25 protein-coding genes are annotated in these 24,785 nt (G+C 68.4%); 14 read left to right on the forward strand and 11 right to left on the reverse strand.

The annotated features are described in order from the left end of the window. Nucleotides 1–168 precede the first annotated feature (168 nt). From BLW00_RS16345 to ilvA, 6 genes are all read left to right on the forward strand, one after another. Nucleotides 169–1,305, forward strand: a complete 1,137-nt coding sequence (locus tag BLW00_RS16345; protein WP_245741630.1) for an ABC transporter substrate-binding protein — start codon at nt 169–171, stop codon at nt 1,303–1,305. 23 nt (nt 1,306–1,328) lie between these two features. Next, nucleotides 1,329–2,234 (forward strand): ABC transporter permease, encoded by a 906-nt coding sequence (locus BLW00_RS16350; protein WP_092556011.1) that lies wholly within the window; start codon nt 1,329–1,331, stop codon nt 2,232–2,234. Continuing rightward, nucleotides 2,231–3,100 carry an ABC transporter permease gene (locus tag BLW00_RS16355; RefSeq protein WP_245741631.1) on the forward strand — a complete coding sequence of 290 codons (870 nt, stop codon included), beginning with the start codon at nt 2,231–2,233 and terminating at the stop codon, nt 3,098–3,100. The genes BLW00_RS16350 and BLW00_RS16355 overlap by 4 nt, the downstream gene beginning before the upstream one ends. Further along, nucleotides 3,097–4,182, forward strand: coding sequence for an ABC transporter ATP-binding protein (locus tag BLW00_RS16360; RefSeq protein ID WP_092556015.1), 1,086 nt, complete (start codon nt 3,097–3,099; stop codon nt 4,180–4,182). Before BLW00_RS16355 ends, BLW00_RS16360 begins: the two co-directional genes overlap by 4 nt. Nucleotides 4,183–4,247: 65 nt before the next feature. After that, nucleotides 4,248–5,438: an AI-2E family transporter gene (locus tag BLW00_RS16365; RefSeq protein ID WP_092556017.1), complete on the forward strand. Its 1,191-nt coding sequence runs from the start codon at nt 4,248–4,250 to the stop codon at nt 5,436–5,438. Next, nucleotides 5,431–6,675, forward strand: coding sequence for a threonine ammonia-lyase (gene ilvA, locus BLW00_RS16370; RefSeq protein ID WP_092556019.1), 1,245 nt, complete (start codon nt 5,431–5,433; stop codon nt 6,673–6,675). Before BLW00_RS16365 ends, ilvA begins: the two co-directional genes overlap by 8 nt. Before the next feature lie 95 nt (nt 6,676–6,770). Here ilvA and greA read toward each other — a convergent pair whose 3' ends face one another. Both greA and BLW00_RS16380 read right to left on the reverse strand, forming a co-directional pair. Beyond that, nucleotides 6,771–7,259: a transcription elongation factor GreA gene (gene greA, locus BLW00_RS16375; protein ID WP_092556021.1), complete on the reverse strand. Its 489-nt coding sequence runs from the start codon at nt 7,257–7,259 to the stop codon at nt 6,771–6,773. Between the two features lie 61 nt (nt 7,260–7,320). Continuing rightward, complete coding sequence (locus tag BLW00_RS16380) at nt 7,321–7,764, reverse strand: DUF4307 domain-containing protein (RefSeq protein WP_175494321.1); 444 nt, start codon at nt 7,762–7,764, stop codon at nt 7,321–7,323. A gap of 97 nt (nt 7,765–7,861) precedes the next feature. Between BLW00_RS16380 and mca the strand changes: the two genes are divergently transcribed. Beyond that, on the forward strand, nt 7,862–8,719 hold the full coding sequence (gene mca, locus BLW00_RS16385; RefSeq protein WP_092556025.1) for a mycothiol conjugate amidase Mca: 858 nt from the start codon (nt 7,862–7,864) through the stop codon (nt 8,717–8,719). Beyond that, entirely contained in the window at nt 8,716–9,000 is a 285-nt protein-coding gene (locus tag BLW00_RS16390; RefSeq protein ID WP_092556027.1) for a hypothetical protein, read from the forward strand. Before mca ends, BLW00_RS16390 begins: the two co-directional genes overlap by 4 nt. On the opposite strand, the gene trhA is transcribed toward BLW00_RS16390, so the two are convergent. Further along, complete coding sequence (gene trhA, locus BLW00_RS16395; RefSeq protein WP_092556029.1) at nt 8,997–9,842, reverse strand: PAQR family membrane homeostasis protein TrhA; 846 nt, start codon at nt 9,840–9,842, stop codon at nt 8,997–8,999. The two genes, BLW00_RS16390 and trhA, sit on opposite strands and share 4 nt — an antisense overlap. 105 nt (nt 9,843–9,947) lie before the next feature. On the opposite strand from trhA, the gene BLW00_RS16400 reads away from it, so the two are divergent. From BLW00_RS16400 to BLW00_RS16410, 3 genes are all read left to right on the forward strand, one after another. Further along, on the forward strand, nt 9,948–10,733 hold the full coding sequence (locus tag BLW00_RS16400; RefSeq protein ID WP_092556031.1) for an isoprenyl transferase: 786 nt from the start codon (nt 9,948–9,950) through the stop codon (nt 10,731–10,733). 453 nt (nt 10,734–11,186) lie between these two features. Further along, nucleotides 11,187–12,557 (forward strand): PhoH family protein, encoded by a 1,371-nt coding sequence (locus BLW00_RS16405; RefSeq protein ID WP_092556033.1) that lies wholly within the window; start codon nt 11,187–11,189, stop codon nt 12,555–12,557. Between the two features lie 196 nt (nt 12,558–12,753). After that, the gene (locus tag BLW00_RS16410) at nt 12,754–13,215 is read left to right on the forward strand and encodes a prepilin peptidase (protein WP_092556035.1); all 462 of its coding nucleotides are present in this window, start codon (nt 12,754–12,756) and stop codon (nt 13,213–13,215) included. A 226-nt stretch (nt 13,216–13,441) separates the two neighbouring features. Here BLW00_RS16410 and BLW00_RS16415 read toward each other — a convergent pair whose 3' ends face one another. The 5 genes from BLW00_RS16415 to xseA form a co-directional block, all read right to left on the reverse strand. Continuing rightward, nucleotides 13,442–14,857 carry a class II fumarate hydratase gene (locus BLW00_RS16415; RefSeq protein ID WP_092556037.1) on the reverse strand — a complete coding sequence of 472 codons (1,416 nt, stop codon included), beginning with the start codon at nt 14,855–14,857 and terminating at the stop codon, nt 13,442–13,444. 86 nt (nt 14,858–14,943) lie between these two features. Then, entirely contained in the window at nt 14,944–15,624 is a 681-nt protein-coding gene (locus BLW00_RS16420; protein ID WP_217634396.1) for a carbonic anhydrase, read from the reverse strand. After that, on the reverse strand, nt 15,624–16,352 hold the full coding sequence (locus tag BLW00_RS16425) for a DUF4245 domain-containing protein (RefSeq protein ID WP_092556039.1): 729 nt from the start codon (nt 16,350–16,352) through the stop codon (nt 15,624–15,626). Before BLW00_RS16425 ends, BLW00_RS16420 begins: the two co-directional genes overlap by 1 nt. A gap of 8 nt (nt 16,353–16,360) precedes the next feature. Next, entirely contained in the window at nt 16,361–16,579 is a 219-nt protein-coding gene (locus BLW00_RS16430) for an exodeoxyribonuclease VII small subunit (protein WP_092556041.1), read from the reverse strand. A 9-nt stretch (nt 16,580–16,588) separates the two neighbouring features. After that, nucleotides 16,589–17,827 carry an exodeoxyribonuclease VII large subunit gene (xseA, locus tag BLW00_RS16435; RefSeq protein WP_092556043.1) on the reverse strand — a complete coding sequence of 413 codons (1,239 nt, stop codon included), beginning with the start codon at nt 17,825–17,827 and terminating at the stop codon, nt 16,589–16,591. Nucleotides 17,828–17,908: 81 nt separating this feature from the next. Between xseA and BLW00_RS16440 the strand changes: the two genes are divergently transcribed. Further along, on the forward strand, nt 17,909–18,943 hold the full coding sequence (locus BLW00_RS16440; RefSeq protein ID WP_092556220.1) for a 4-hydroxy-3-methylbut-2-enyl diphosphate reductase: 1,035 nt from the start codon (nt 17,909–17,911) through the stop codon (nt 18,941–18,943). A 21-nt stretch (nt 18,944–18,964) separates the two neighbouring features. Here BLW00_RS16440 and BLW00_RS16445 read toward each other — a convergent pair whose 3' ends face one another. Together BLW00_RS16445 and fbaA are read right to left on the reverse strand one after the other, a co-directional pair. Continuing rightward, nucleotides 18,965–19,537 (reverse strand): DUF6264 family protein, encoded by a 573-nt coding sequence (locus tag BLW00_RS16445; RefSeq protein ID WP_092556045.1) that lies wholly within the window; start codon nt 19,535–19,537, stop codon nt 18,965–18,967. Between the two features lie 19 nt (nt 19,538–19,556). Next, entirely contained in the window at nt 19,557–20,582 is a 1,026-nt protein-coding gene (fbaA, locus tag BLW00_RS16450) for a class II fructose-bisphosphate aldolase (protein WP_092556047.1), read from the reverse strand. A gap of 123 nt (nt 20,583–20,705) precedes the next feature. Between fbaA and glpX the strand changes: the two genes are divergently transcribed. Next, nucleotides 20,706–21,686 (forward strand): class II fructose-bisphosphatase, encoded by a 981-nt coding sequence (glpX, locus tag BLW00_RS16455; protein WP_092556049.1) that lies wholly within the window; start codon nt 20,706–20,708, stop codon nt 21,684–21,686. A gap of 533 nt (nt 21,687–22,219) precedes the next feature. Here the strand turns inward: glpX and rmuC are convergent. Next, on the reverse strand, nt 22,220–23,989 hold the full coding sequence (gene rmuC, locus BLW00_RS16460; RefSeq protein ID WP_217634397.1) for a DNA recombination protein RmuC: 1,770 nt from the start codon (nt 23,987–23,989) through the stop codon (nt 22,220–22,222). 110 nt (nt 23,990–24,099) lie between these two features. On the opposite strand from rmuC, the gene BLW00_RS16465 reads away from it, so the two are divergent. Beyond that, nucleotides 24,100–24,785, forward strand: a 686-nt coding sequence (locus BLW00_RS16465; protein WP_139256748.1) for an aldehyde dehydrogenase family protein, incomplete at its 3' end; no start/stop codon positions are given.

The following is a 24,785-nucleotide window of genomic DNA, read 5'->3' on the forward strand; positions in this document are numbered from 1 at the left end:
CCCCGGCGACAGCGTCATCTGCCGTTCATCACCGGTTCAGAACGACGACGGCGCCCAGACGACCCCCCGACCACTCGTGACCCTAGCCTCCAAGACGTCGGCCCTTCCCGGCAGAGAACAGCCCGTACACAGCGCGGGCGGCCTGGGGCCGTCACCATGGAGGACCACTTGTTCACGAAGCGCATCGCGCTCGCCGGCGTCGCCGTCGCCGCAGCCCTCGCCCTCGGACTCACCGGATGCTCGGCCAGCGCCACCGCGACCGGTGACGGAAACGGAACCGACGCCGCCACCGCCACGAACCTCGACGCTTTCGGCGGCCTCTCGGGCCTCGAAGAGGCGGCCAAGGCCGAAGGCGCCTTGAACGTCATCGCCCTGCCTCGCGATTGGGCCAACTACGGCGCCGTGCTCGACGCCTTCGCCGAGAAGTACCCCGAGATCACGATCAACGAGGCGACTCCGGATGCTTCGAGCGCTGAGGAGATCCAGGCCGCGCAGAACCTCGCCGGCCAGGACACCGCGCCCGACGTCTTCGACGTGGGCGCTGCCGTCGCACTCGCCAACACCGACCAGTTCGCGCCTTACCAGGTGGCGACCTGGGCCGACATCCCCGACGCCCTGAAGGAGCAGTCGGGCCTCTGGGTCGGCGACTACGGCGGATACATGGCGATCGGCTACGACCCCGACGCGGTTCCGGAGCCCACCAGCCTCGACGACCTGCTCGGCGCCGACTACAAGGGCAAGGTGGCCATCAACGGCGACCCGACCCAGGCCGGTGCGGCCTTCGCCGCCGTCGGCATGGCCGCCGTGCAGAACGGCGGATCGGTCGACGACTTCCAGCCCGGCATCGACTTCTTCTCCGAGCTGAACAAGGCCGGCAACTTCGTGAAGATCGACCCGACCCCCGCGACCATCGCGAGCGGCGAGACCCCCGTCGTCTTCGACTGGGACTACCTCAACGTCGGCTACGGCAAGGACCTCGACGGCCAGCGCAACTGGAAGGTCACCATCCTCCCCGGTGACGGCTACGCGGGCTACTACAACCAGGCCGTGAACAAGGATGCGCCGCACCCGGCGGCCGCGCGCCTCTGGCAGGAGTTCCTCTACAGCGACGACGCCCAGAACCTGTGGCTCGCCGGCGGTGCCCGCCCGGTGCGCGCCGACGCCATGGCCGAGGCCGGAACCATCGACAAGGAGCTCTTCTCGGCTCTGCCCGCGGTCGACGGCGACACCGTCGTGCCCGATGCCGACCAGGCCGAGGCCGCATCCGCCCTCCTCGGCGAGAAGTGGGCCGCTGCCGTCCAGTAGGACGCAGCAGACAGGGACGACCGATGACAGCCACGATCACCTCACCGGTCGTCCCTGCCTCCCCACGGGCAGCGCGCCGGGTGCGCTTCCCCACGAGCGCGCTCGGCCTCGTGCCGTTCGCCGCCTACGTGCTGCTCTTCCTGGGCCTGCCGACCGTCATCGCCCTGGTGACGGGGTTCCTCGACGGCGACGGCGGCTTCACCCTCTCCAACCTCATCGCCCTCGGCAATCCGGTGGTGCTGAACGCCTTCGGCAACTCGCTCTGGCTCTCCGCGCTCACCGCCGTGATCGGCGCCCTGCTCGGTGCGCTGTTCTGTTACGCCCTGATCGGCGCGAAGCCCACGGGCGTACTCCGCTCCGTCGTCGATGCGGCCAGCGGCGTGCTCGCGCAGTTCGGCGGCGTCATGCTCGCCTTCGCCTTCGTGGCGACCATCGGCATCCAGGGCATGATCACGGTGTTCCTCCGCGACAGCCTGGGCATCGACATCTTCGCGAACGGCGTCTGGCTCTACGACACGCCGGGCCTCATCCTGCCCTACATCTACTTCCAGGTGCCGCTCATGATCATCACCTTCTCGCCGGCGCTCGAGAGCCTCAAGCCGCAATGGGCCGAGGCGAACGCGATGCTCGGCGGCAGCACGCTCAGCTACTGGCGCCACGTCGGCGTTCCGGTCTTGCTGCCGTCGTTCTTCGGATGCCTGCTGCTGCTGTTCGCGAACGCGTTCTCCTCCTTCGCCACCGCCGCCGCCCTCACCAGCCAGGGCTCGCAGATCGTGCCGCTGCAGATCCGCGGTGCGCTCACCAGCGAGACCGTGCTCGGCCAGGAGAACCTCGCCGGGTCGTTGGCCCTCGGGATGATCGTGGTGATGATCGTGGTGATGTCGATCTACTCGGTGCTGATGCGGCGGGCTGCGCGGTGGCAGCGATGAGCCGGCTGATGGAAGACGTGCATCCCGGCCCGTCGCGGCGCGCCCGCTGGATCATCGTGGGCGTCATCGGTCTGCTCTTCCTCGTGCCGATCGCGGCGATGATCGAGTTCACCCTCCGCAAGGGACTCGGTGGCGGCTACGACTTCAGCCGCTGGGCGGCCGTCTTCGGCGGCGGACTCGGCAACGAGTACAAGCCGATCTTCACCGGACTCGGCAACTCGCTGCTGCTCGCCGTGGTGACCGTCGTGGTGATGCTGGTGCTGCTCGTGCCCACCATGGTGCTCGTGCGCATCCGGTTCCCGAAGCTGCAGCGGGTGCTGGAATTCGTCTGCCTGATCCCGATCACCATCCCGGCCATCGTTCTCGTGGTGGGCCTGGCGCCGGTCTATTCCGTGATCGCCCGGATGTTCGGCAGCGGGGTGTGGACGCTCGCCTTCGCCTACGGCGTCATCGTGCTGCCGTACGCTTTCCGGTCGATCCAGACCAACCTGGTGGCGGTCGACGTGGTCACCCTGAGCGAGGCGGCGCGGTCGCTCGGCGCCGGCTGGCTCACCATCCTGTTCCGGGTGGTGGTGCCGAACATCCGGCGCGGACTGCTCGCGGCCTCCTTCATCTCGGTGGCCGTGGTGCTCGGCGAGTTCACGATCGCGGCGCTGCTGAACCGGGTGAACCTGCAGACGGCCCTCGTGGTCGTGAACAAGGCCGACCCCTTCGTGGCCGTGATCTTCGCTCTGCTCGCCCTGGTGTTCGCCTTCGTGCTGCTGATCGCCATCGGCCGCATCGGCGGCACCCCGTCCGGCGGCGGGCGACGAGGTCGCCGCGGCCGCCGCCCCCTGCCCACCCCTTCAGAGAAAGCAGTCGCATGACGCTCTCGATCTCCCGCCCGCAACCCCTGCCGGTCGCGGAACGCTCACCCGGGTCCCAGGTGGAACTCCGGGGCATCGTCAAGGAGTTCACCGGCGGTCACCGCGGCCTCGACGGCATCGATCTGGTGATCGAACCCGGCGAGTTCGTGGCCCTGCTCGGCCCGAGCGGCTGCGGCAAGACCACCGCCCTCCGCGTGTTGGCGGGCCTCGAGGTGGCCACCAGCGGCACCGTGCTCATCGACGACACGGATGTCTCGCACCTGCCCGCCCGCAAGCGCGACATCGGCATGGTGTTCCAGTCGTACTCGCTCTTCCCGCACATGACCGCGCTCGCCAACGTCGAGTTCGGGCTCCGGATGCGCAAGGTCGACGGCGACGAGCGTCGCCTCCGCGCGGGGAACGCGCTCGAGATGGTGGGCCTCGGCTCCTTCGGCGCCCGCTACGCCCACGAACTGTCCGGCGGCCAGCAGCAGCGCGTGGCGCTCGCGCGTGCCCTGGTGACCGAGCCCCGGGTGCTGCTCCTCGACGAACCGCTCTCGGCCCTGGATGCGCGGGTGCGGGTGCAGCTGCGCGACGAGATCCGGCGCATCCAGCAGGACTTCGGCATCACGACGCTCTTCGTCACCCACGACCAGGAGGAGGCACTCGCCGTCGCCGACCGGGTGGCCGTGATGCGCGCCGGCACGATCGAGCAGATCGGCCCGCCCGAAGACCTCTACGCCCGGGCGGCGTCGCCCTTCGTGGCCGAGTTCGTGGGGCTGAGCAACCGACTGCGGGCCACCGCGAAGGCGGGCTGGGCGGAGCTCTGCGGCGTGCGGCTGCCGCTGCTGGACACGACCATCACCGACGGCGACGTCATCGTGTTCGTGCGGCCGGAGGACATCCGCTTCGCCTCCTCCGGGGTTCCAGTGGACGTCGTCTCGACCAGCTTCCTCGGCTCGTTCCGGCGCACCGCGGTGGCGCTCGAAGACGGCACCGTGATCTCGGTGCAGCACCCCGCCGGCTTCGTGCCGGAGATCGACTCGCGGCTCCATCTCGAGTTCGACCCGGCCCCGGTGACTGCAAAGCCCTGGGAGTCCTGAGCGCGCGGGCTGGGAGTCTCGAGCGCATGCGGGCGGGTGCATACATCCGCTCCTAGACTTGGCTCATGTCAGACACGGAGCCGACGCCCAGGAAAAGGCTGACGCGGCGCAAGACGGTCCTCGCCGGGCCGGGGTCCGCATCCGGCTCCTCGTCGCGCGGTCGCTCGGGCGACGACTCGGTGCCGCTCGGCATGCGCATCGCCGGCGCCTGGTCGTGGCGCATCCTCGTCGTGCTGGCGGTGCTGGGCGTTCTGGTCTTCCTCATCATCCAGCTGCGACTGCTCATCATCCCGCTCCTGATCGCCGTGGTGCTCGCGGCACTGCTGGTGCCGTTCAAGAACTTCCTGGTGCGGCACAGGTGGCCGCGCTGGGCGGCGATCGCCGCCGCGGAGCTCGGCACCATCGTCGTGGTGACGGGGCTCGTCTTTCTGGTGGTCACACAGGTGACCTCCGGGTTCGACGATCTGCGCACCCAGTCGATGAACTCCTACAACGACCTCAAGACGTTCCTCGCGAACTCGCCGCTGCAGGTGTCGGAGGCCGACTTCAACGCCTACGTGGCTCAGGCCTGGGCCGCGATCCAGCAGGACAGCGCGGCCCTGCTCTCGGGCGCGGCGGCCGTCGGCTCGAGTGTGGGTCACATCCTCACCGGCGTTCTGCTCACCCTCTTCTCGACCCTGTTCATCCTCATCGACGGCGCGCGCATCTGGTCGTGGATCGTGCGGCTGTTCCCGCGGCGGGCCCGGGCAGCTACCGACGGCGCGGGCAAGGCGGGCTGGAACACGCTGCAGAGCTTCGTGAAGGTGCAGATCCTCGTGGCCTCGATCGACGCGGTCGGCATCGGGCTGGGCGCGTTCATCCTCCAGGTTCCGCTCGCGATCCCCATCGCCGTGCTGGTGTTCCTCGGCTCCTTCATCCCGATCATCGGCGCCGTCGTCACGGGTGCCGTGGCCGTGTTCATCGCCCTGGTCTACAACGGTCCCGTCATCGCGCTCATCATGCTCGGCGTCGTGCTGCTGGTGCAGCAGATCGAAGGCCACGTGCTGCAGCCGCTCGTGATGGGCACGGCGGTGCGCGTGCATCCGCTCGCGGTGGTGCTGGCGGTGGCGGGCGGTTCGATGATCGCCGGAATCGCCGGCGCCTTCTTCGCGGTGCCGGTCGTCGCCACCCTCAACGTCATGATCAACTACATCGCCGGGGGAACCTGGCGTGACCCGACCCTACTGAGCCGTAAGGAACCTCCCCTGAATGTCTGAGTCCGACACCACTTTCGCGGGCCCCACGTTGTCCGACATCGAGAACGCGCGCGCCCGCGTGGCGAAGGCCGCGCAGGTCACGCCCATGGAGAGCTCCCGCTACCTCGCCGAGATCGTCGGTTCGCCGGTGTTCCTGAAGTGCGAGAACCTGCAGCGCACCGGGTCGTACAAGATCCGCGGCGCCTACAACCGCATCTCGTCGCTGAGCGACACCGAGAAGGCGGCCGGGGTGGTGGCCGCCTCCGCGGGCAACCACGCCCAGGGCGTCGCCTTCGCGGCGCGGGAGCTCGGCATCAAGGCCACCATCTTCATGCCGATCGGCGTTCCGCTGCCGAAACTGCAGGCAACCCGGAGCTACGGGGCCGACGTCATTCTGCGCGGCCACTCGGTGGAAGAGGCCATGCGCGCGGCGGCCGAGTTCTCGCAGGCGACCGGGGCCGTCATCATCCCGCCCTTCGATCACATCGACGTCGTCACCGGTCAGGGCACGCTCGGCCTCGAGATGCTCGACCAGGTCCCGGATGCGGACACCTTCGTCGTGTCGATCGGCGGCGGCGGTCTCATCGCCGGCATCGCCAGCGCGGTCAAGCAGCGCGCGGCGGCCGAGGGGCGCACCGTGCGCGTGATCGGCGTGCAGGCGGCGAACGCGGCCGCCTACCCGCCGTCTCTGGCAGCGGGGGAGCCGACCCAGATCACCACGAGCCCCACCATCGCCGACGGAATCCACGTGTCGAAGCCGGGCATCCTCAACTTCGAGATCATCCGCGAGCTGGTCGACGAGGTGGTCACCGTCTCCGAGGCCGACATCGCCCGAGCCCTGCTGGTGCTGCTGGAACGGGCGAAGCAGGTCGTCGAGCCCGCGGGCGCTGCGGGAGTCGCCGCGATCCTGTCGGGTCAGGTGCACGACACCGGCAAGACCGTCGTCGTGCTCTCCGGTGGCAACATCGACCCGTTGCTCATGCAGCGCGTGATCAGCCACGGTCTCGCGGCATCCGATCGCTATCTGAAACTGCGGATCATGCTGCCCGACCGCCCGGGTCAGCTCGCGCGCACGGCCGAACTCGTCGCCGAGGCGAACGCGAACGTCGTCGAGGTGCAGCACACCCGGCACGGCAAAGGACTGCAGATCAGCCAGGTGGAACTGGAACTGCACATCGAGACCCGCGGCCCCGACCACCGCGACCAGGTCATTGCGAAGCTCCGCGACGCGGGCTTCGAACTCCGCGTCGAGCAGTAAACCCCTCGCGACCCGCCAAAAAACGCCCTTGAACCTTCCGGTTCAGGGCGTTTTTTGGCGGGTCGCGAAGAGGGGAGAGGGGAGAGGGAAGGGGGTCAGCCCTCGAAGGTCTCGACGTTCGTGACCTCGACCGTGATGTCGCGGCCGTTGGGGGCCGTGTAGGTGGTGGTCTCGCCGATCTTCAGGCCGATGATCGCCGAACCGAGTGGGCTCTGCTCGCTGTAGACGTCGAGATCCGCATTGCCCGCGATCTCGCGGCTGCCGAGCAGGAAGCGCTCCTCGCCGCCCGCGACCAGCGCCGTCACGACCACGCCGGGCTCGACCACGCCGTGGCTCTCCGGCGTCTCGCCGACCTCGGCCGTGCGCAGCAGCTGCGTGAGCTGACGGATGCGCGCCTCGATCTTGCCCTGCTCGTCTTTGGCGGCGTGGTAGCCGCCGTTCTCCTTGAGGTCGCCCTCTTCGCGCGCCATCTCGATGCGCTTGGCGATCTCGATGCGGGCGGGGCCGCTCAGCTGTTCGAGCTCGTTCGACAGGCGGTCGTAGGCCTCCTGGGTGAGCCAGGTGATCTGAGTGTCTTCAGCCATCGAAATACTCCCTTGAGCATGCGTTCGCCCGAGCCGATCCGGCCCGGACGATCAAGAAAGACTATGTGAGCCAGCAGTCGTAAATCAAACCCGTCGACGCGAGTTCACTGGTTCTGACGGTCTCCGAGAACGAGCGGGTGGCCTGATCGGATGCGGGCACGTCGATGATCTTCCAGCCCACCACCGCGAACTTCTCACTGAGCGCCTGCACCGCGCAGCTGGCGGTGGACCCGCGCGGGATGGTGACGTCGAACTCCACCTCGACACTGCGTGAGTCGATCACGGTGTGTGCGGTGTCCTGTGTGTCGATCGTGGCCGAGCTGCCGTCGAGTCCTGCCCAGACCACCCAGACCGTCACCACCACGGCGACCCCGGCCCCGGTGAGCCACGCGATCAGTCGGCCGCGCAATCTGCGGCCAGGGGTGCGGCCGTAGCGCTGCTGCATCGCTGCCGACTCCGGAGGTGCCGCCGGCGCGACTGGCTGCATCTCGTCGTCGGTGCTCACGCGCATACTCCTGGGGGAAAACAATTAGTCTTGGTGGTGGCTTGGTACCAGGCTAATTGCTATTCCTGAGGAGTTGAGACCGCTGACGTTGCGCCTCATGGCCGTGCACGCCCACCCCGACGACGAGTCGAGCAAAGGCGCCGCCACCTACGCTTATTACCTCGACCGCGGAGTCGACGTGATGGTGGTCAGCTGCACGGGCGGTGAGCGCGGGTCGATCCTCAACGAAGGGCTCGAGCCCCGCGTCTGGGCCGAGCGCGACATGGCGGGCCTCCGCCGGGTGGAGATGGCGGCCGCGCAGGCCGCCGTGGGCTTCCAGCACCGCTGGCTGGGCTATGCCGACTCCGGATATCAGGAGCCCGGATCGGGCGACCCGGTGCCCGTGAACTCCTTCGGCGCCATCCCGGTCGCCACCTCGGCGGCACCCCTGGTGAAGCTGATCCGCGAGTACCGGCCGCACGTTCTCATCACCTACGACGAGGCCGGCGGCTACCCGCACGCCGACCACATCCGCTGCCACGAGATTTCGGCGCTGGCCTACGAGGCGGCTGCCGACGCATCCGCCTACGCCGACGCGGGGCCGGCCTGGCAGATCTCGAAGCTCTACTACGACCGCATCATGAACCCCAAACGGTTCCAGGCCGTCTACGAGTTGTTGGAGTCCGAAGACCCGGAGAACCCCTTCCTCGCGTCGCTCACCGAGATGCGCGGCTGGATGCAGGACCGCCCGTACCTCGCGACCATCAGCATCCCCTCGGGCGGTTTCTTCGACGTGCGCGACACCGCTCTGCGTGCTCACGCCAGTCAGGTCGCGCCCGACCACCCCTTCTTCTTCTGGCCGAATGACGTGCAGCAGCGCGCCTGGCCCTATGAGGACTTCCAGCTGGCGGACTCGAAGGTCGCCGTGCCGTCCCCGGAGACCGACCTCTTCGACGGGATCGAGGACTCCGAATGATCGGCGCCGTGCTGTCGCTCGCCGGCTCCGTTCTCGCGGACGATGCCGTCACACCCGATCCCGACACCGTCACGCCGGGCATCATCGGGTTCATCGTCACCTTCCTCGTGGCGATCGTCACCGTGCTGCTCATCATCGACATGGTGCGCCGCGTGCGCCGCGTGAACTACCGCGATCAGGTGCGGCAGGAACTCGAGGCGGAGCTCGCCGCGAAGAACGCCGTCGAGGGCGATTCCGGCCCCGAGGGTGCCGGGAGCGGAACCGACCCCGCCGGTCGCTAGCCGTTGAACGGCGGGTTGACGGCGAGCAGCAGGATGGCGGTCCAGTGGCAGAGGAACGCCACGACGGTCAGGGTGTGGAAGATCTCGTGGAACCCGAAGCGCCCCGGGAACGGGTTCGGGCGCTTGAGGCCGTAGGCGACGGCACCGAGCGTGTAGGCGAGACCGCCGACGATGACCAGCACCATCGAAGCGGGATTGGCTTGGAAGATGTCGACCAGGTACATCACGGCGGCCCAGCCGAGCGCCAGGTAGAGGATGACGTAGAGCCAGCGGGGCGCGTGGATCCAGAACACCCGGAACCCGATGCCGAGCAGCGCGCCCGCCCAGACCAGGCTGAGCAGCAGCACCCCCTTCTCCGGGGGCAGGGCGAGCACGGCGATCGGCGTGTAGGTGCCGGCGATCAGGAGGAAGATGTTCGCGTGGTCGATGCGCTTCAGCAGCAGCTTGGTCTTCGGCTTCCAGTTGAAGCGATGGTAGAGCGCCGAGTTGCCGAACAGCAGCATCGAGGTGAGCATGAAGACCGCGCCGGCCCACTTCGCCGGTGCGCCCTGGGCCACCGAGATGAGCACGATTCCCATGGCGATGGTGAAGGGGAACGTGCCGGCGTGGATCCACCCGCGCCAGGTGGGCTTGAGGTCGGCGGCCGGATGCTCGATGACGTCGTCGAGCAGCGGGATGTTGGGCAGGTCGGGGCCGCCGTCGGCCGGGGAGTCGTTCGCCGCAGCGGCTCGAGCCGCGGCATCCGTCGTTCCGGCGAGCTGGTTCGCGCGCGTCTCAGGACCGGGGTGAGCGCCCGGCTGGCGCCCGGGGTCGGCGGGGGCGGGGGATTCGGGCGCGGCCATGAGGCCAGACTACGCCAGCTCCGCAGGGCGGCCGCTGAGAGGCCGGACGCCCCGTACTCGGCCTCCGTGGAGGTGGACCGCGCCGCGAGCGAGTAGCGTATCGATGTGTCGAATCGCCAGCAGAGGGTCGGGAAGGGGTTGCTCTACCGTCTCTACCAGCGGCGCATCCGTAAGCATCTCGATGAGGCGGTGCTGCCGAAGCACGTGGCGATGATCCTCGACGGCAACCGCCGTTGGGCGAAGCAGCGGTCGCTCGAGACCGCGGCGCACGGGCACCGGGCGGGGGCCGCGAAGTTCCTCGAATTCCTGGTGTGGTGCGATGACCTCGGCATCGAGGTGGTGACGCTCTACCTGCTCTCCACCGACAACCTGAAGAACCGCTCGGGGGAGGAGCTCGGCGAGCTGATCGAGATCATCGCCGACCTCGCCGACGACATCTCGCGCTATCGAGACTGGCGCGTCAAGCACGTCGGAACGGATGTCGGTCTGCCGGAACCCCTGATCGCCGCCCTGGACGGCGCGGAGGCCCGCACTGCGACGAACCCGGGCATGCACGTGAACCTCGCGATCGGCTATGGCGGCCGCTCGGAGATCGAAGACGCCGTGCGCAGCATCATCCAGAAGCATCGGGCGCTCGGTCATGGACTCGACGAACTCGAGGCGGCCATCGACCAGGAACTCATCGCGGAGCACCTCTACACCGGTGGGCAACCCGATCCCGACCTGGTCATCCGCACCTCGGGCGAGCAGCGGCTGAGCGACTTCATGCTCTGGCAGTCGGCGCACAGCGAGTTCTACTTCATGGAGGCCCTGGGGCCGGACGTGCGTGAGGTTGACTTCCTCCGCGCCCTGCGCGACTACTCGCGTCGGCAGAGGCGTTTCGGCAGCTGACGCGGGTGCCGACGGGTCTTGGGCGCGTGATATCCGGGTACCGCCTCGCCACCTTTTCGGGCTCGCCCGGCCTTCGGCTGGGCGGGCCCTTATTGCTCGCGCCGCCGCTTCTGCGGCGCGAGGCGACATGTTCGGCTGAGGTCGCTGACGCGGCCTCGGCCTCGGCCTCACCCTGGGTCGTCTGAGCGCGGCCCGCGGCTTTCACCTTCGTGCCCACCTCTTCGGCCACGCTCATCACGCGCGTCACGAATTACAGCCGTGTAACACGAAGTTAATCTCTTCGGCTGCGTGTCGTAACCCGCTCGGGCTCCGACAGTCGTAGCGTCGGACACATCAGGCATGGCGCCTGATCGAGACGGCCACATAAGTACGTTTCGACTCTCTGACTGTGGCCTGATCGCCTACTGAACCGAGCGCCGCGCGCTCGGGGTTGGAGTGGATGTGGCCGAGCCCATGACTCAAGACACCAGCGGGACCAGCACCGGAAAGGACGCACGAAGCACCACCCAGACCGCGAGTACGACATCGACGACCGAGGTGACCTATGTCTTGGACACCTCGGTTCTTCTGTCCGACCCGAAGGCCATCTTCCGGTTCGCCGAGCACGCCGTCGTTCTTCCGGTGATCGTCATCACGGAGCTCGAGTCCAAACGCAACGACCCCGAGATCGGGTATTTCGCCCGGCAGGCCCTCCGCAACCTCGACGAGCTGCGCGTTCAGCACGAGCGTCTCGACTTCCCGATCGCGGTCGGCACCGAGGGTGGCTCGCTCCGGGTCGAGCTCAATCACTCGAACATGTCGGTGCTGCCCTCCGGTCTCCAGCTCGGCGACAACGACACGCGCATCCTGGCTGTGGCGATGAACCTCGCCAATGAGGGCTACGCCGTCACGGTGGTGTCGAAAGACCTCCCGCTGCGCGTCAAGGCGGCGTCGATCGGTCTCGCGGCCGAGGAGTACCGGGCCGAGTTGGCGGTGGACTCCGGATGGACGGGGCTGGCCGACATCACGCTCGGTTCGGATGCGATGTCGCGGCTCTACGACGAGGAGACGCTCTCCACGCCGCTGGTGCGCGACCTGCCGGTGAACACGGGTCTCGTCATCCACTCCGATCGCGGATCGGCTCTCGGGCGCGTGACGGGCAAGGACTCGTTCCAGCTGGTGCGCGGCGACCGCGACGTCTTCGGCCTGCACGGCCGTTCGGCGGAGCAGCGCGTCGCGATCGACATGCTGCTCGATCCGGAGGTCGGAATCGTGTCGCTGGGGGGTCGAGCCGGTACGGGGAAGTCCGCTCTGGCCCTCTGTGCCGGTCTCGAGGCCGTGCTCGAGAAGCAGCAGCACAAGAAGATCATGGTGTTCCGGCCGCTCTACGCGGTGGGTGGCCAGGAGCTCGGCTTCCTGCCCGGAGACGCGGCGGAGAAGATGAACCCCTGGGCGCAGGCGGTGTTCGACACGCTCGGCTCTCTGGTGTCGCAGAACGTGCTCGACGAGGTGATCGACCGGGGCATCCTCGAGGTGCTGCCGCTGACCCACATCCGCGGGCGCTCGCTGCACGACGCCTTCGTGATCGTCGACGAGGCGCAATCGCTCGAGCGCAACGTGCTGCTCACGGTGCTCTCGCGCATCGGTCAGAACTCACGGGTGGTGCTCACGCACGACGTGGCGCAGCGCGACAACCTGCGGGTGGGTCGGCACGACGGTGTCGCGAGCGTCATTGAGACCCTGAAGGGGCACGCGCTCTTCGGGCACATCACGCTCACCCGCTCGGAGCGCTCGGCGATCGCGGCCCTCGTCACCGAGATGCTGGAGTCGAACGAACTGGCCTAGCGCTCGGTTCGAGCCACACTGGTTCTGACGCATCCGCTCCACCTCGTCGATCCGTCAGTTCGTGCCGCTTTCCGACCGGAATTGCGGCACGAACTGACGGATCGACGTGTGTGCACAGCACCCGCGGGTCGCGCACTTGTGCACAGACGTGTCGGATACCCGAGACGCGATTAGCGGCTCGGTTAGTGTCGGCGCCATGTCGACCTTCGCGCTCGTGCCGCTGCTCTACCTCGCCGCCGTCAGTGCGCCCTTGGCTGTGACGGATGCGCGAACGCATCGTCTGCCGAATACGGTCGTGGTGCCGGGGCTGGTGCTGCTGTCCTGGGCGCTGGCGGGTGTGGGGATGCGTGATCCGCCTGCGGTGCTCGGGCCGCTCGCGGCCGCCGGGGCGGCCGTCGTCGTGTTCGGCGTGGGCTGGGCTTGGGGTGGGGTGGGGATGGGCGACGTGAAACTCGGCTTGTTGCTCACCGGGGTCGCGGCGGTGACGGATGCGCGAATCCTGCCCGCGGCGGCGGCCGCCACTGCCGTGCTGGCCGGCGCGGCCGTGGGCGCCCGAGCCCTGGCGGGAGAGCAGCTCGCCGGCCTTCGCATCCCGCTCGGACCGCCGCTTCTAGGCGGGTTCTGGTTCGGTGCGCTGGCGGCGTTCGTCGCCTCGTGAGCTGGGCGCCTGCGTCAGGCGGCCGTCCGACGGATGCCTCGGCAGGTCGCCGGAGGGCGGCCCAGGATGCGGGTCGGCGGACGCCCCGGGAGGGGGCCGTTGTTCGGGAGGGCTCCGGACCGGGATCGCCGTTCGGGAGGACGGAGGGTCCTCCCGAAGCGACCTCGCCCTCCCGAAGCGAACCGGAACCCGCGGGCGGGCGGGGGAGCCGGCGGGAGAGGGAGGGCTACTTGGCGGCCGGGGGGCGGGTCATGGAGAGGACGTCGAGCGCGGAGTCGAGCTGCTCCAGGGTGACCTCGCCGCGCTCTACGAAGCCGAGGTCGATGACGGCCTCGCGCACGGTGATGCCCTTCGCCACGGAGTGCTTGGCGATTTTGGCCGCCGCCTCGTAGCCGATGATGCGGTTCAGCGGCGTCACGATCGACGGCGACGACTCGGCCAGCGCGCGGGCGCGCTCGAGGTTGGCCTCGAGTCCGGCGACGGTCTTGTCGGCCAGCAGCACCGCCGAGTTCGAGAGCAGGCGGATCGACTCGAGCAGCGCCGTCCCCATCACGGGGATGGCCACGTTCAGTTCGAAGGCTCCGGATGCCCCCGACCAGGCGATCGAGGCGTCGTTGCCGATCACCCGCGAGCAGACCTGCAGCACGGCTTCGGGGATGACGGGGTTGACCTTGCCCGGCATGATCGAGGAGCCCGGCTGGAGGTCGGGGATGTGCAGCTCGCCGATGCCGGTGTTCGGGCCGGAACCCATCCAGCGGAGGTCGTTGCAGATCTTCGTGAGCGAGACCGCGAGCACACGGAGTGCTCCGGATGCCTCGACCAGGGAATCGCGCGCGCCCTGCGCCTCGAAGTGGTCGCGAGCCTCGGTGATCGGCAGCCCCGTCTCTTCGGCGAGCAGCTTGATCACGAGCTGCGGGAACCCGGCCGGGGTGTTGATGCCGGTGCCCACGGCAGTTCCGCCGAGCGGAACCTCGGCGACGCGGGGGAGCGCCGACTGCACCCGCTCGATGCCGAGGCGGATCTGCATGGCGTAGCCCCCGAACTCCTGGCCGAGGGTGACGGGCGTCGCATCCATCAAGTGGGTGCGGCCTGACTTCACCGCGTTGGCCCAGAGCACCGCCTTCGACTCGAGAGCCTCGGCGAGGTGCTCGAGCGAGGGGATCAGGTCGTGGATCAGAGCGCTCGTCACCGCGACGTGCACCGAGGTGGGGAAGACGTCGTTCGACGACTGCGAGGCGTTGACGTGGTCGTTCGGGTGCACGAGCGAGCCGAGGGCGGTCGACGCGAGGGAGGAGAGCACCTCGTTCATGTTCATGTTCGAGGAGGTGCCGCTGCCGGTCTGGTAGACGTCGATCGGGAAGTCCTTGTCGAACTCGCCCGAGACCACGCGGTCGGCGGCGGCGGCGATCGCGTCGGCGATCCCGGTGTCGAGCACGCCGAGTTGCGCATTGGCGATGGCCGCAGCCTTCTTGATGCGGGCGAGAGCGGCGATCTGCGCGGGCTCGAGCACGTCTCCCGAGACGGGGAAGTTCTCCACCGCACGCTGGGTCTGCGCGCCGTACAGCGCCGACGCCGGCACCCTGACCTCACCCATGGTGTCGTGCTCGATGCGGTACTCGATGTCCTGGGCGTTGTCCACCACTGTGTGGTCGTCCTTTCGTTTCTGCCGGCGGCGCGGAGCAGCGGCGTTGTTCGGAGTTCGGGGTTCAGCCCGGTTGCGGCCGGGGGTCAGATCTCGCCGATGGCGATGTCGGCGACGGCGCGGCCCTCAGCCAGTCGGTAGTTCGCACCGACCACTGCCAATCTACCGTCTGCCACTGCCGCCGTGATGATCTCGGAGGACTCCAAGAGCTGGCGAACGGTGTCGCGCAGGTGGGCTCGACCCACCTCGGCCGCATCCGGCACAGTGAGCAAGGTGCCGTCAGGCGAGCGCTCGGTGGAGACATGATCGATGGCCGGCACGATGCGGTCGACCAGCGTCTTGATGTGGCCCGGCAGCGGGGCGGCGTCGGGCAGCTGCGAGTCGATCGCGGCGCGCACCGCACCGCAGGAGTCGTGCGCGAGCACGACCACGAGGGCGACGCCGAGCACCTCCACCGCATACTCCAGGCTTCCGACCGCCGATTCGGAGACGATCTGCCCGGCATTGCGCACGACGAACAGGTCGCCGAGCCCCAGGTCGAAGATGATCTCGGCGGCGAGTCGCGAATCCGAGCAGCCGAGCAGTGCGGCTCGCGGAGTCTGGAGGTGTGCGAGCTCGGCGCGGGTCTCGACGTCTTGACGCGGATGCTTCGGAGTGCCGGCGATGAACCGCTCGTTGCCGCGCACCATGGTGGCCCAGACGCGCGACGGTGTCGTGGGCTCTGTCGCGGATTCCGGATCGGACCCGGAGGCAGGAATGTTCGCCATCACTTCTCTCCGTCGCCGGCCGGAGCCGTGCCGTCTGTGCCGCCGGTGAGGCCCGTGCCGCTGGCCCCGTTCGCCTGTTCGCGCACGTTGTGGGCGAGAGCCGCCGCCACCGTCTCGATGTCGGCAGGATCGGCCGTGCCGAACACCACATAGGTGGCGCGGCCCGACTCCGTGGTGAGCGCGTACGCCGCGTTGCCGACGTCAGCACCCGTGCTGCGGTTGTCGTAGACATCCCAGTCGACGCCGCCGATCGAGACGACGTCGGAGGCGCGCCCCTTCGCCACCTGGTCGTTCAGCCAGCTCGGATTCGCATCGAGCGCCTGCGTGATGCCGATGTAGTCGTTGCCGGGTGTGAGCAGGCCGATGTACCACGACACGATGTCGTCGCCCGTCGAGGTGCGGATCTCAGCGGCGTTCGACGTCCAGCCCTCGGGCAACTCCGGCACGGCCAAGGCGATCGGCATCGAGGGCTGTGCGTCGGCGGCGACCTTCTGGTAGTCGACGGCTTGCAGCAACGAGCCTTCGCTGCGTGGCACGAGGAAGACGATCACGGCCACCAGACCCACGCACACCAGCAGCGCGTAGAGCAGGTTCTGCAACGTCTTGCGGTCGCGGTAGAGCCGTGACTGCTCGGCCTTGCGGGCAGCCGTCTCCTCGGGTGTCTCGGGCCGGCCGAGCTCCGCGACGATCGGTCGCCCGCCGCTCGTTCCGCTCGCGCTCTTCGCCATCCGGAGCCCTACTCGCTCGCCGAGCCGCGGGCGGCGTCGAGCCGTTCCTTGGCCCCGATCAGCCATTCCTCGCACCGGGAGGCCAGAGCTTCGCCGCGTTCCCACAGCGAGAGCGACTGCTCGAGCGTGGCGGAGCCCTGCTCGAGCTCGGAAACCACCCGGATGAGCTCATCGCGGGCCTCTTCATAGCTCAACGCCTGGACGTCGGATGCGGGCGAGGATGCCATGGTTCAATCCTATCGATCGCTGCGGGGGCCGCTGGAGACGGCGTCGAGTGAGCCGTCGGCGACGGTGATGGTGAGAAGGGCGCCCGTCGGGGCATCCGTGGCGGCGCGCACGATGTGCCCGTCGGCGCCCTGCACGATGGAATATCCACGGTCGAGGGTGCGCTGCGGCGACAACGCCCGCAGGTGCCCGGCCAGTTCGCGCACGGTGTTGCTCTCTCGCTCGATGACCCGGGTGACGAGTTCGTCGCCACGGGCCACGAATCGCGTGAGCTCTTCCGACCGGGAGTCGATGATCCAGGTGGGTGTCGAGAGCGCCGGACGACTGCGGATCTGCTCCACCCGCTCGACCTCGCGCGACACGAAGGCCGAGATCCGGCTCCGGATGCGCGTGCGCGCCTGGTCGACGCGCGCGAGCTCCTCCGAGACGTCGGGCACGACGCGCTTCGCCGCATCCGTCGGCGTCGAGGCGCGCAGATCCGCGACCGAGTCGAGCAGGGGCCGATCGGCCTCGTGCCCGATCGCGCTCACGATGGGGGTCGTCGCGGCGGCCGCGGCGCGTACCACCGATTCGTCGCTGAACCCCAGCAGATTCTGGAAGTCGCCGCCGCCGCGCGCCACGATGATCACGTCGATCTCGGGGTCGGCGTCGAGCAGTTCGATGGCGGACACCACTTCGCGCGCGGTGCGGTCGCCCTGCACGGTGGCGTGAACCACCCGGAATCGCACCGACGGCCAGCGCAGCTGGGCGTTCCGCAACACGTCTTTCTCGGCGTCGCTGTCTTTGCCCGTGATGAGACCGACACCGCCAGGCAAGAACGGCAGCGGCTTCTTTCGCGATGCATCGAACAGACCCTCGGAGGCGAGCTGGGCGCGCAGGCGTTCCAGCCGCTCGAGCAGGTCGCCGAGCCCGACGTGCCGCATCTCGAACACCTGCATGGTGAGAGTGCCGCCGCGCACCCAGTAGTTCGGCTTGATCAGAGCGATCACGCGATCGCCCTGCTTGAGGTCGGCGGGGATGCGGGCCTTCACCGACGACCAGATGGTGAACCCGATCGTCGCGTCGCCCTCGAGGTCTTTGAGCTTGCCGTAGACGTTGCCGCCCGAGACACCCCATTGGGTGATCTCGCCCTCGATCCACGCGGTGCCGAGTCGCTCGATGTAGCCGCGGATCTTCTGTGCCAACTCGCCGACCGGCCACGGGTTGTCCGCCGTGGGCGGCCCGGAGACGAAGGTGGGGGCGTCGGTCACAGGGCGTTCTCTCCTTCAGGCCGTTGCACAGATCGATCGAAGTAGACTCGGGGAGTGAGCAATGCGACCATCAGCCTCCCGATGCCGAGGATTCCCGGCACACGGAACAGGCTAAAGGATAACCCCGTGCCCGGTGCCAAGCGTGTGCTGCTCGCAGCCCCTCGCGGCTATTGTGCAGGAGTGGATCGGGCCGTGGTCGCGGTCGAGAAAGCGCTCGAGCACTACGGCGCTCCCGTCTACGTGCGCAAGCAGATCGTGCACAACGTGCACGTCGTCACGACGCTCGAGAAGCGCGGCGCGATCTTCGTCGACGAGATCGACGAGGTGCCGGAAGGCGCGCACGTCGTGTTCTCGGCGCACGGAGTGTCTCCCGCCGTCGTGCAGGGCGCATCCGATCGGGGCCTGCAGGCCATCGACGCCACCTGCCCGCTCGTCACGAAGGTGCACCGCGAGGCCGTGCGCTTCGCGCGCGACGACTTCGAGATCCTGCTGATCGGCCATGAGGGCCACGAAGAGGTCGAGGGCACGGCCGGTGAGGCTCCCGAACACATCACCCTGGTCGGCAGCCCGGATGCGGTCGCCGACATCGAGGTGAAAGACCCCGACAAGGTGGTCTGGCTCTCGCAGACCACGCTCTCGGTCGACGAGACGATGGAGACGGTGCGCCGGTTGCGCGAGAAGTTCCCGAACCTGCAAGACCCGCCGAGCGACGACATCTGCTACGCCACCCAGAACCGGCAGGTCGCCATCAAGAAGGTGGCTCAGGATGCCGATCTCGTGATCGTGGTGGGTTCTGCCAACTCCTCCAACTCGGTGCGCCTGGTCGAGGTGGCGCTGGAGTACGGCGCGAAGGCGGCCTACCGCGTCGACTACGCGCACGAGGTGAAGCAGGAGTGGCTCGACGGGGTGCAGACCGTGGGTGTGACCTCCGGTGCATCCGTTCCCGAGGTGCTCGTGCAGGAACTGCTCGACGACCTCGCCGGCGCCGGTTACGGCGACATCGAGACCGTGCAGACGGCCGAAGAAGACCTGGTGTTCTCGCTCCCCAAGGAACTGCGCCGCGACACCGCCGGCAAGAAGGACACCCGCGCCTTGGGCGGCCGCCACCGCGGCTGATCCCACAGGGGCCTGAGGCGCTTAGCCGCCTTGGGTCTCGACGATCGCGTTGATCAGCGCGCCGTCGGCGAAGAACGCCAGCATCAGCACGAAGAAGAGCGCCATGAAACTGAGGATGGCGCACGCGATCGGGATGAAGTAGGCGCGCCGCCGTGCCCGCAGTGCCTTCACCGAGAGCCAGACGGCAGCCGCGTAGATGAGCGCGAGCACGACCGCGCCGATCGTTCCGAGCAGACTCGCCGCCGTGGTGGCGGTGTAGGTGACGTCGAGTTTCTGGATGTCGAGCACCTGCTGGATGATCGTCGGCAGCTCGAGAAGACTCGAGATGCTGTTGATCGTCGTGATGAGACCGATCACGAGCAGCACCGAGGTGACGATCAGGTCGCCGGTCGCGATGGGGCGCGGTGCTGCGGGAGTTCCCGGTGCTGCCGGGCCTCCCGCAGCACGCGCTGCCGTCGCGGGTGCCGACGGCGCCGTCGCCGAAGTGGGGGATGCGGACTCGTCCGCATCCGGAACCGCCTCCTGCGGCGGCTTCCAGACCCAGCCCTCGGGGGCCAGCTCTCCGTACTTCGGCTTCGGTCGCTCGTCGGTCACGCGATCTGCTCCTGGACGCTTACTTCCCCGAGTGCCCGGCGGAGCCGAGCTGCTGGGTGGCTTCGACGACGCGGGCGGCCATGGCCGTCTCCGCGATCTTGCCCCAGGCGCGCGGGTCGTAGACCTTCTTGTTGCCGACCTCGCCGTCGACCTTCAGAACACCGTCGTAGTTGGTGAACATCGTGCCGGCGATTGAGCGGGTGAAGGCGTACTGGGTGTCGGTGTCGATGTTCATCTTGATGACGCCGTTGGCCACGGCCTCGGCGATCTCGGCGTCGGACGAGCCGGAACCGCCGTGGAACACGAGGTCGAGCGGCTTCGGGCCGGTGCCGAACTTGGCCTGCAGGCCGTCCTGGATCTCCTTGAGCAGCTCCGGCTTGAGCTTGACATTGCCGGGCTTGTAGACGCCGTGCACGTTGCCGAAGGTGAGGGCTGCCATGTAGCGCCCCTGCTCGCCGAGGCCGAGGGCGTCGACGGTCTTGATCGCGTCGTCGAGCGTCGTGTAGAGGTGCTCGTTGATGTCGTGGCTGACGCCGTCTTCTTCGCCGCCGACGACGCCGATCTCGACCTCGAGGATGGCGTTGATCGCCTTGGTGCGCTTCAGCATGTCTTCGGCGATCTTCAGGTTCTCGTCGAGCGGAATGGCCGAGCCATCCCACATGTGCGACTGGAAGATGGGGTTGCGACCGGCCTTCACCTCTTCTTCGGAGGCGGCGATGAGCGGCAGCACGAAGTCGGCGAGTGCCGGCTGCGGGCAGTGGTCGGTGTGCAGTGCGACCGTGATCGGATAGTTCTTCGCCACCTGGTGGGCGAACGCGGCGAAAGCGAGGGCGCCGGTGGCGCGGGCCTTGACGGTCTGGCCGGCGAAGTAGTCGGCGCCGCCGGTGGTGACCTGGATGATGCCGTCCGACTCCGCCTCGGCCAGTCCCTGCAGAACCGCGTTCAGCGTCTGCGACGAGGAGACGTTGACCGCGGGGTAGGCGAAGCCTTTGGACTTCGCCTTGTCGAGCATCTCTGCATACTGGTCGGGGGTTGCAATGGGCATGTCATCTCCTTTGGTGGGCGCGTTCAGCTGCGCGCCGGCCGGTGCCGTGTCCCTCCGAGTCTAGCGAGGCCCGCGAGGGCGGAACGGGGCCGATAGGCTGGAATCCCTCGAAAGGACGGGCCAATGACGGACAGCGGACACCTCTACGAACACCCGGATCGCAACCTCGCGCTGGAGCTGGTGCGGGCCACCGAAGCCGCGGCGATCCGAGCGCAGCCGTTCATCGGCAAGGGCGACAAGAACGCAGCCGACGGCGCAGCGGTCGACGCCATGCGCAAATTCCTCGGCACGGTCGACTTCGACGGCGTGATCGTCATCGGCGAGGGTGAGAAGGACAAGGCGCCGATGCTCTTCAACGGCGAGCACGTCGGCACCGGCCGCGGCCCCGCCTGCGACATCGCGGTCGACCCGATCGACGGCACCTCGCTCACCGCCGCCGGCCGCCAGAACGCCATCTCGATGCTGGCCGCCTCCGACCGCGGCACCATGCTCGACGCCTCCTCGGTGTTCTACATGAACAAGATCGTGACGGATGCCGACGGCATCGGCGTCATCGACATCGACCGGCCCATCGGCGACAACATCCGCGCGCTGGCGAAGGCGAAGGGGAAGGATGTCGGTGACATCCGCGTCGCCGTGCTCGACCGTCCGCGGCACCAGCAGTTGATCGAGGACATCCGGGCCGCCGGCGCCGGCACCCGACTCATGCTCGACGGTGACGTCGCCGGCGGCATCAACGCGGCTCGCTACGGAACCCGCATCGACATGTGCGTCGGGATCGGCGGCAGCCCGGAGGGCGTTGCGACCGCGTGCGCCATCAAGGCGCTCGGCGGCTTCATCCAGACCAGGCTCGCGCCGAAGGACGACGACGAGCGACAGAAGGGCATCGACGCCGGGCTCGACATCGACAAGCTCTTCGAGGCCGACGACCTGGTTGCGGGCGACAACACCTTCTTCGTGGCGACGGGCGTGACCGACGGCGGCCTGGTGGCCGGGGTCAAGCGCCTCGGCCCGATCATCCGCACGGAGTCGATCGTGTTGCGGTCGCACTCGGGAACGATTCGGCGCATCGAGGCCGACCACCTCGTGTCCAAGTGGTTGTAGTTCGCGTCTTCTCGGTGGCGCGGGCGTAGTTTCTCGCTGGCGCCGGCGGGGCGGCGGGTTTCACCTCCCGCCTAGGGGTTGAGCGGAGCTCAAAGGCGGCGGGAGGCAAAACCCGCCGCCCCGCCGGCTCGTGTTCTACGTCGCGTCGCCGCGCGGGGATGGGGCAGGCATCATCGAGGTCGCCTCGCCTCTGTGTCAGGCTGGCGGTCTGACCTTTGTTGCCGACGTCGGTGGGTGATTGCGGTCTGTGTCCCGAGACGTTGATAACTGGGGTGGGTGATAGGGGTCTGCGGACCTGGATCGTCGGTGCTTGGGGTGGGTGTTTGCGGTCTGCGGGCCCGGGTCGTCGGTGCTTGGGGTGGTGGATTGCGGTCTGTGGGCCTAAGTCGTTGATGACGCGGGTGGTGGATCGCGGTCGGTGGGCCGGTGTTGACGGTGACGGGAATCGTGGATTGCTGTCGGGGGCCCGACGGTGGCCGTCCAGCCGGGTGGTGGCGGCAGTCGGTGGGCGTGGGGTCGTCGGCGACCGGGGGCTAGCGGTCGGTGGTGCCGGACTTGTCGTCGAGGTCGAACTCGACTTCGATGACTCGGTCGTGTTCGCCCTCGAGGAAGAGGGCGTCGCGGAGGGCCGCACCGCTGCCCAGGGCGTCGAGTTCGGCCACGGTGCGTTCGACCTCGGCGACTCGCTCCTCGTCGGACTCCTCGGCTTCGCCATCGGGGGCCTCGGCAGTGTCACCGGGTGTCCCGGCAGTGCCATCGGCCGCCTCGGCGTCGTGGGCGGACGCGGGGGCGGCGGTGCGGGCATCCGTGCCACCCTGGTCGGCCTCGCGATCGGCGGCGGGCTGCGCGCTCATGTCGGGAGCATCGGCGACGGCTGCGTCGGACGAGAGCACGATCGCGGGGGTGGGGGACTCGAGTTCGGCCAGGAGTTCGCGGCCCGTGATCTCGCGCGGCGCCTCCTCGATCGCGGGGCGCTCGGGAAAGAGGTTCTCGCTGTTGAGAGCCGCCAGCTTGCGGGCGGTGGGGTACACCTGGCGCTCGAGCGAGCCGATGAAGGCGTTGTAGTCCTTCACGGAACGCTCGATCGTGTTGCCAAGCTTCTCGATGTGCTGCGCCGTCTTGCCGAGGCGCGTGTAGAGCTCCTTGCTCAGGTCGAAGAGCTTGCGGGCGTCTTCGGTGAGCACCTCCTGCTGCCAGCTGAACGCCACCGTCTTGAGCACCGACCACAGGGTCACCGGCGACGCCAGCGCGACCTTCTTGCCGAAGGCGAACTCCATGATCGAGGGGTCGGCCTCGAGAGCGCTGGACACCAGCGACTCGCTCGGGATGAAGGCGATGACGAGGTCGGGGGAGGCTTCCAGCCCGTTCCAGTAGCCCTTCGTGCCGAGCGCCGAGATGTGGTCGCGCAGGGCCTTCACGTGCTTCTTCATCAGCTGCGTGCGGTGCTCACCCTCGAGGCCTGTCGCCGATGACGAGATGGCACTCGCCTCGAGGTAGGCGTCGAACGGCACCTTCGCGTCGACCGCGATGTTCTTGCCGCCGGGGAGGTGCACCACCATGTCAGGTCGGCCCGCCCCCGAGTCGCTCAGGATGCTCGTCTGCACGTCGAAGTCGACGCGCTCGATGAGCCCCGCGGCCTCGACCACGCTGCGCAGCTGGGTCTCGCCCCAGACGCCGCGGGTGCTGTTGGAGCGCAGGGCCGAGGCCAACGACTCCGCCGTCGACCGCAGACGCTCTTCTGACTCGGTCGCCGACTTCAGCTGCTGCGAGAGCTCGCCGTACTGCTGCTGGCGCTGCGTCTCGAGCTCGACGACCTTCGCCTGCACCGCCTTCAGGCTCTCCTGCACGGGGCTGAGGGCCACGAGCACCTTGCCGTCTTCTTCGACCCGAGCAGCTTCAGCCGCCTGGATGGCCCGCAGCCGCTCCTGAAAGTCGGCGAGCCGATGCTCCTGCGTGGCGATCTGGTCTTTGTACTGCGTCTCCTGCTGGGCCAGACGCTCCTGCGCCTGCTCACGGAAGAAGACGAGCTGCGCGTCGAACTGCTCGCGCGCCAGCACTCCCTGCTCGCGCAAGGCGGTGGTGGTGGCATCGGATGCGGCCAGCCGGCTCTGCAGCGAGGCGCGTTCTTCGGCGAGTTCGCGCATCCGCTCGTCTGCCTGCAGCACCTGGGCCTCGAGACGGGCCTGGATCTCCGCATCGACCGCGGGCACGGCGGATCGGGCGCGCAGCACCAGCCACACGGTGGCGGCGCCGAGGGCGATTCCGACCAGGAGACCGATGACAAGGGGGGCGAGTGCGTCCATGCGGACAGTCTGACACCGGCCACCGACACCGGCGTCCACGCCACGGTGGTAACCGTCAGAGCCACCATCTAGGCTTGCCTGCAACAGCTCGTAGGAGAGAAGTAGGAACCATGTCTGAAGCACTTCCTGTCATCGACGTCCCGACTGAGTCCGACGCCCTGCCCGTGGTGAACCACTGGATCGGCGGCCAGGCGTTCGTGAGCACGAGCGGCCGCACGGCGCCGGTCTACGACCCCGCCCGCGGAGTCCAGACGAAGAACGTCGCGCTCGCCAACGGCGCCGAGATCGATGCGGCGGTCGCGGCGGCCAAGGCCGCGTTCCCGGCCTGGCGTGACACCTCCATCGCCCGGCGGCAGCAGATCATCTTCGCGTTCCGGGAGTTGTTGAACGCGCGCAAGGGCGAGCTCGCGGAGATTCTGACGAGCGAGCACGGCAAGGTGCTGTCGGATGCGGCGGGCGAGATCACGCGTGGCCTGGAAGTGGTGGAGTTGGCGACGGGGTTCCCGCACCTGTTGAAGGGTGAGTATTCGGAGAACGTGTCGACCGGGGTGGACGTGTACTCGACGAAGCAGCCGTTGGGTGTGGTGGGCATCATCAGCCCGTTCAACTTCCCGGCCATGGTGCCGATGTGGTTCTTCCCGATCGCGATCGCAGCGGGGAACACGGTGGTGCTGAAGCCGAGCGAGAAAGACCCGTCGGCAGCGAACTGGCTCGCCGCCCTGTTCAAGGAGGCGGGTCTGCCGGATGGCGTGTTCAACGTGTTGCACGGTGACAAGGAGGCCGTCGACGGGCTCCT

The sequence above is a fragment of the Herbiconiux ginsengi genome (assembly GCF_900107435.1).
GTDB lineage: Bacteria > Actinomycetota > Actinomycetes > Actinomycetales > Microbacteriaceae > Herbiconiux > Herbiconiux ginsengi.

Bases quoted from the DNA above. Each gene is read 5' to 3' on its own strand.
- BLW00_RS16405 (WP_092556033.1), top strand. From the start codon at position 11,187: ATGACTCAAGACACCAGCGGGACCAGCACCGGAAAGGACGCACGAAGC.
- trhA (WP_092556029.1), bottom strand. From the start codon at position 9,842: ATGGCCGCGCCCGAATCCCCCGCCCCCGCCGACCCCGGGCGCCAGCCG.
- mca (WP_092556025.1), top strand. From the start codon at position 7,862: ATGGCCGTGCACGCCCACCCCGACGACGAGTCGAGCAAAGGCGCCGCC.
- BLW00_RS16390 (WP_092556027.1), top strand. From the start codon at position 8,716: ATGATCGGCGCCGTGCTGTCGCTCGCCGGCTCCGTTCTCGCGGACGAT.
- rmuC (WP_217634397.1), bottom strand. From the start codon at position 23,989: ATGGACGCACTCGCCCCCCTTGTCATCGGTCTCCTGGTCGGAATCGCC.
- greA (WP_092556021.1), bottom strand. From the start codon at position 7,259: ATGGCTGAAGACACTCAGATCACCTGGCTCACCCAGGAGGCCTACGAC.
- fbaA (WP_092556047.1), bottom strand. From the start codon at position 20,582: ATGCCCATTGCAACCCCCGACCAGTATGCAGAGATGCTCGACAAGGCG.
- BLW00_RS16410 (WP_092556035.1), top strand. From the start codon at position 12,754: ATGTCGACCTTCGCGCTCGTGCCGCTGCTCTACCTCGCCGCCGTCAGT.
- BLW00_RS16350 (WP_092556011.1), top strand. From the start codon at position 1,329: ATGACAGCCACGATCACCTCACCGGTCGTCCCTGCCTCCCCACGGGCA.
- BLW00_RS16425 (WP_092556039.1), bottom strand. From the start codon at position 16,352: ATGGCGAAGAGCGCGAGCGGAACGAGCGGCGGGCGACCGATCGTCGCG.
- glpX (WP_092556049.1), top strand. From the start codon at position 20,706: ATGACGGACAGCGGACACCTCTACGAACACCCGGATCGCAACCTCGCG.
- BLW00_RS16420 (WP_217634396.1), bottom strand. From the start codon at position 15,624: ATGGCGAACATTCCTGCCTCCGGGTCCGATCCGGAATCCGCGACAGAG.
- BLW00_RS16360 (WP_092556015.1), top strand. From the start codon at position 3,097: ATGACGCTCTCGATCTCCCGCCCGCAACCCCTGCCGGTCGCGGAACGC.
- BLW00_RS16430 (WP_092556041.1), bottom strand. From the start codon at position 16,579: ATGGCATCCTCGCCCGCATCCGACGTCCAGGCGTTGAGCTATGAAGAG.
- BLW00_RS16440 (WP_092556220.1), top strand. From the start codon at position 17,909: ATGCCGAGGATTCCCGGCACACGGAACAGGCTAAAGGATAACCCCGTG.
- BLW00_RS16365 (WP_092556017.1), top strand. From the start codon at position 4,248: ATGTCAGACACGGAGCCGACGCCCAGGAAAAGGCTGACGCGGCGCAAG.
- ilvA (WP_092556019.1), top strand. From the start codon at position 5,431: ATGTCTGAGTCCGACACCACTTTCGCGGGCCCCACGTTGTCCGACATC.
- BLW00_RS16355 (WP_245741631.1), top strand. From the start codon at position 2,231: ATGAGCCGGCTGATGGAAGACGTGCATCCCGGCCCGTCGCGGCGCGCC.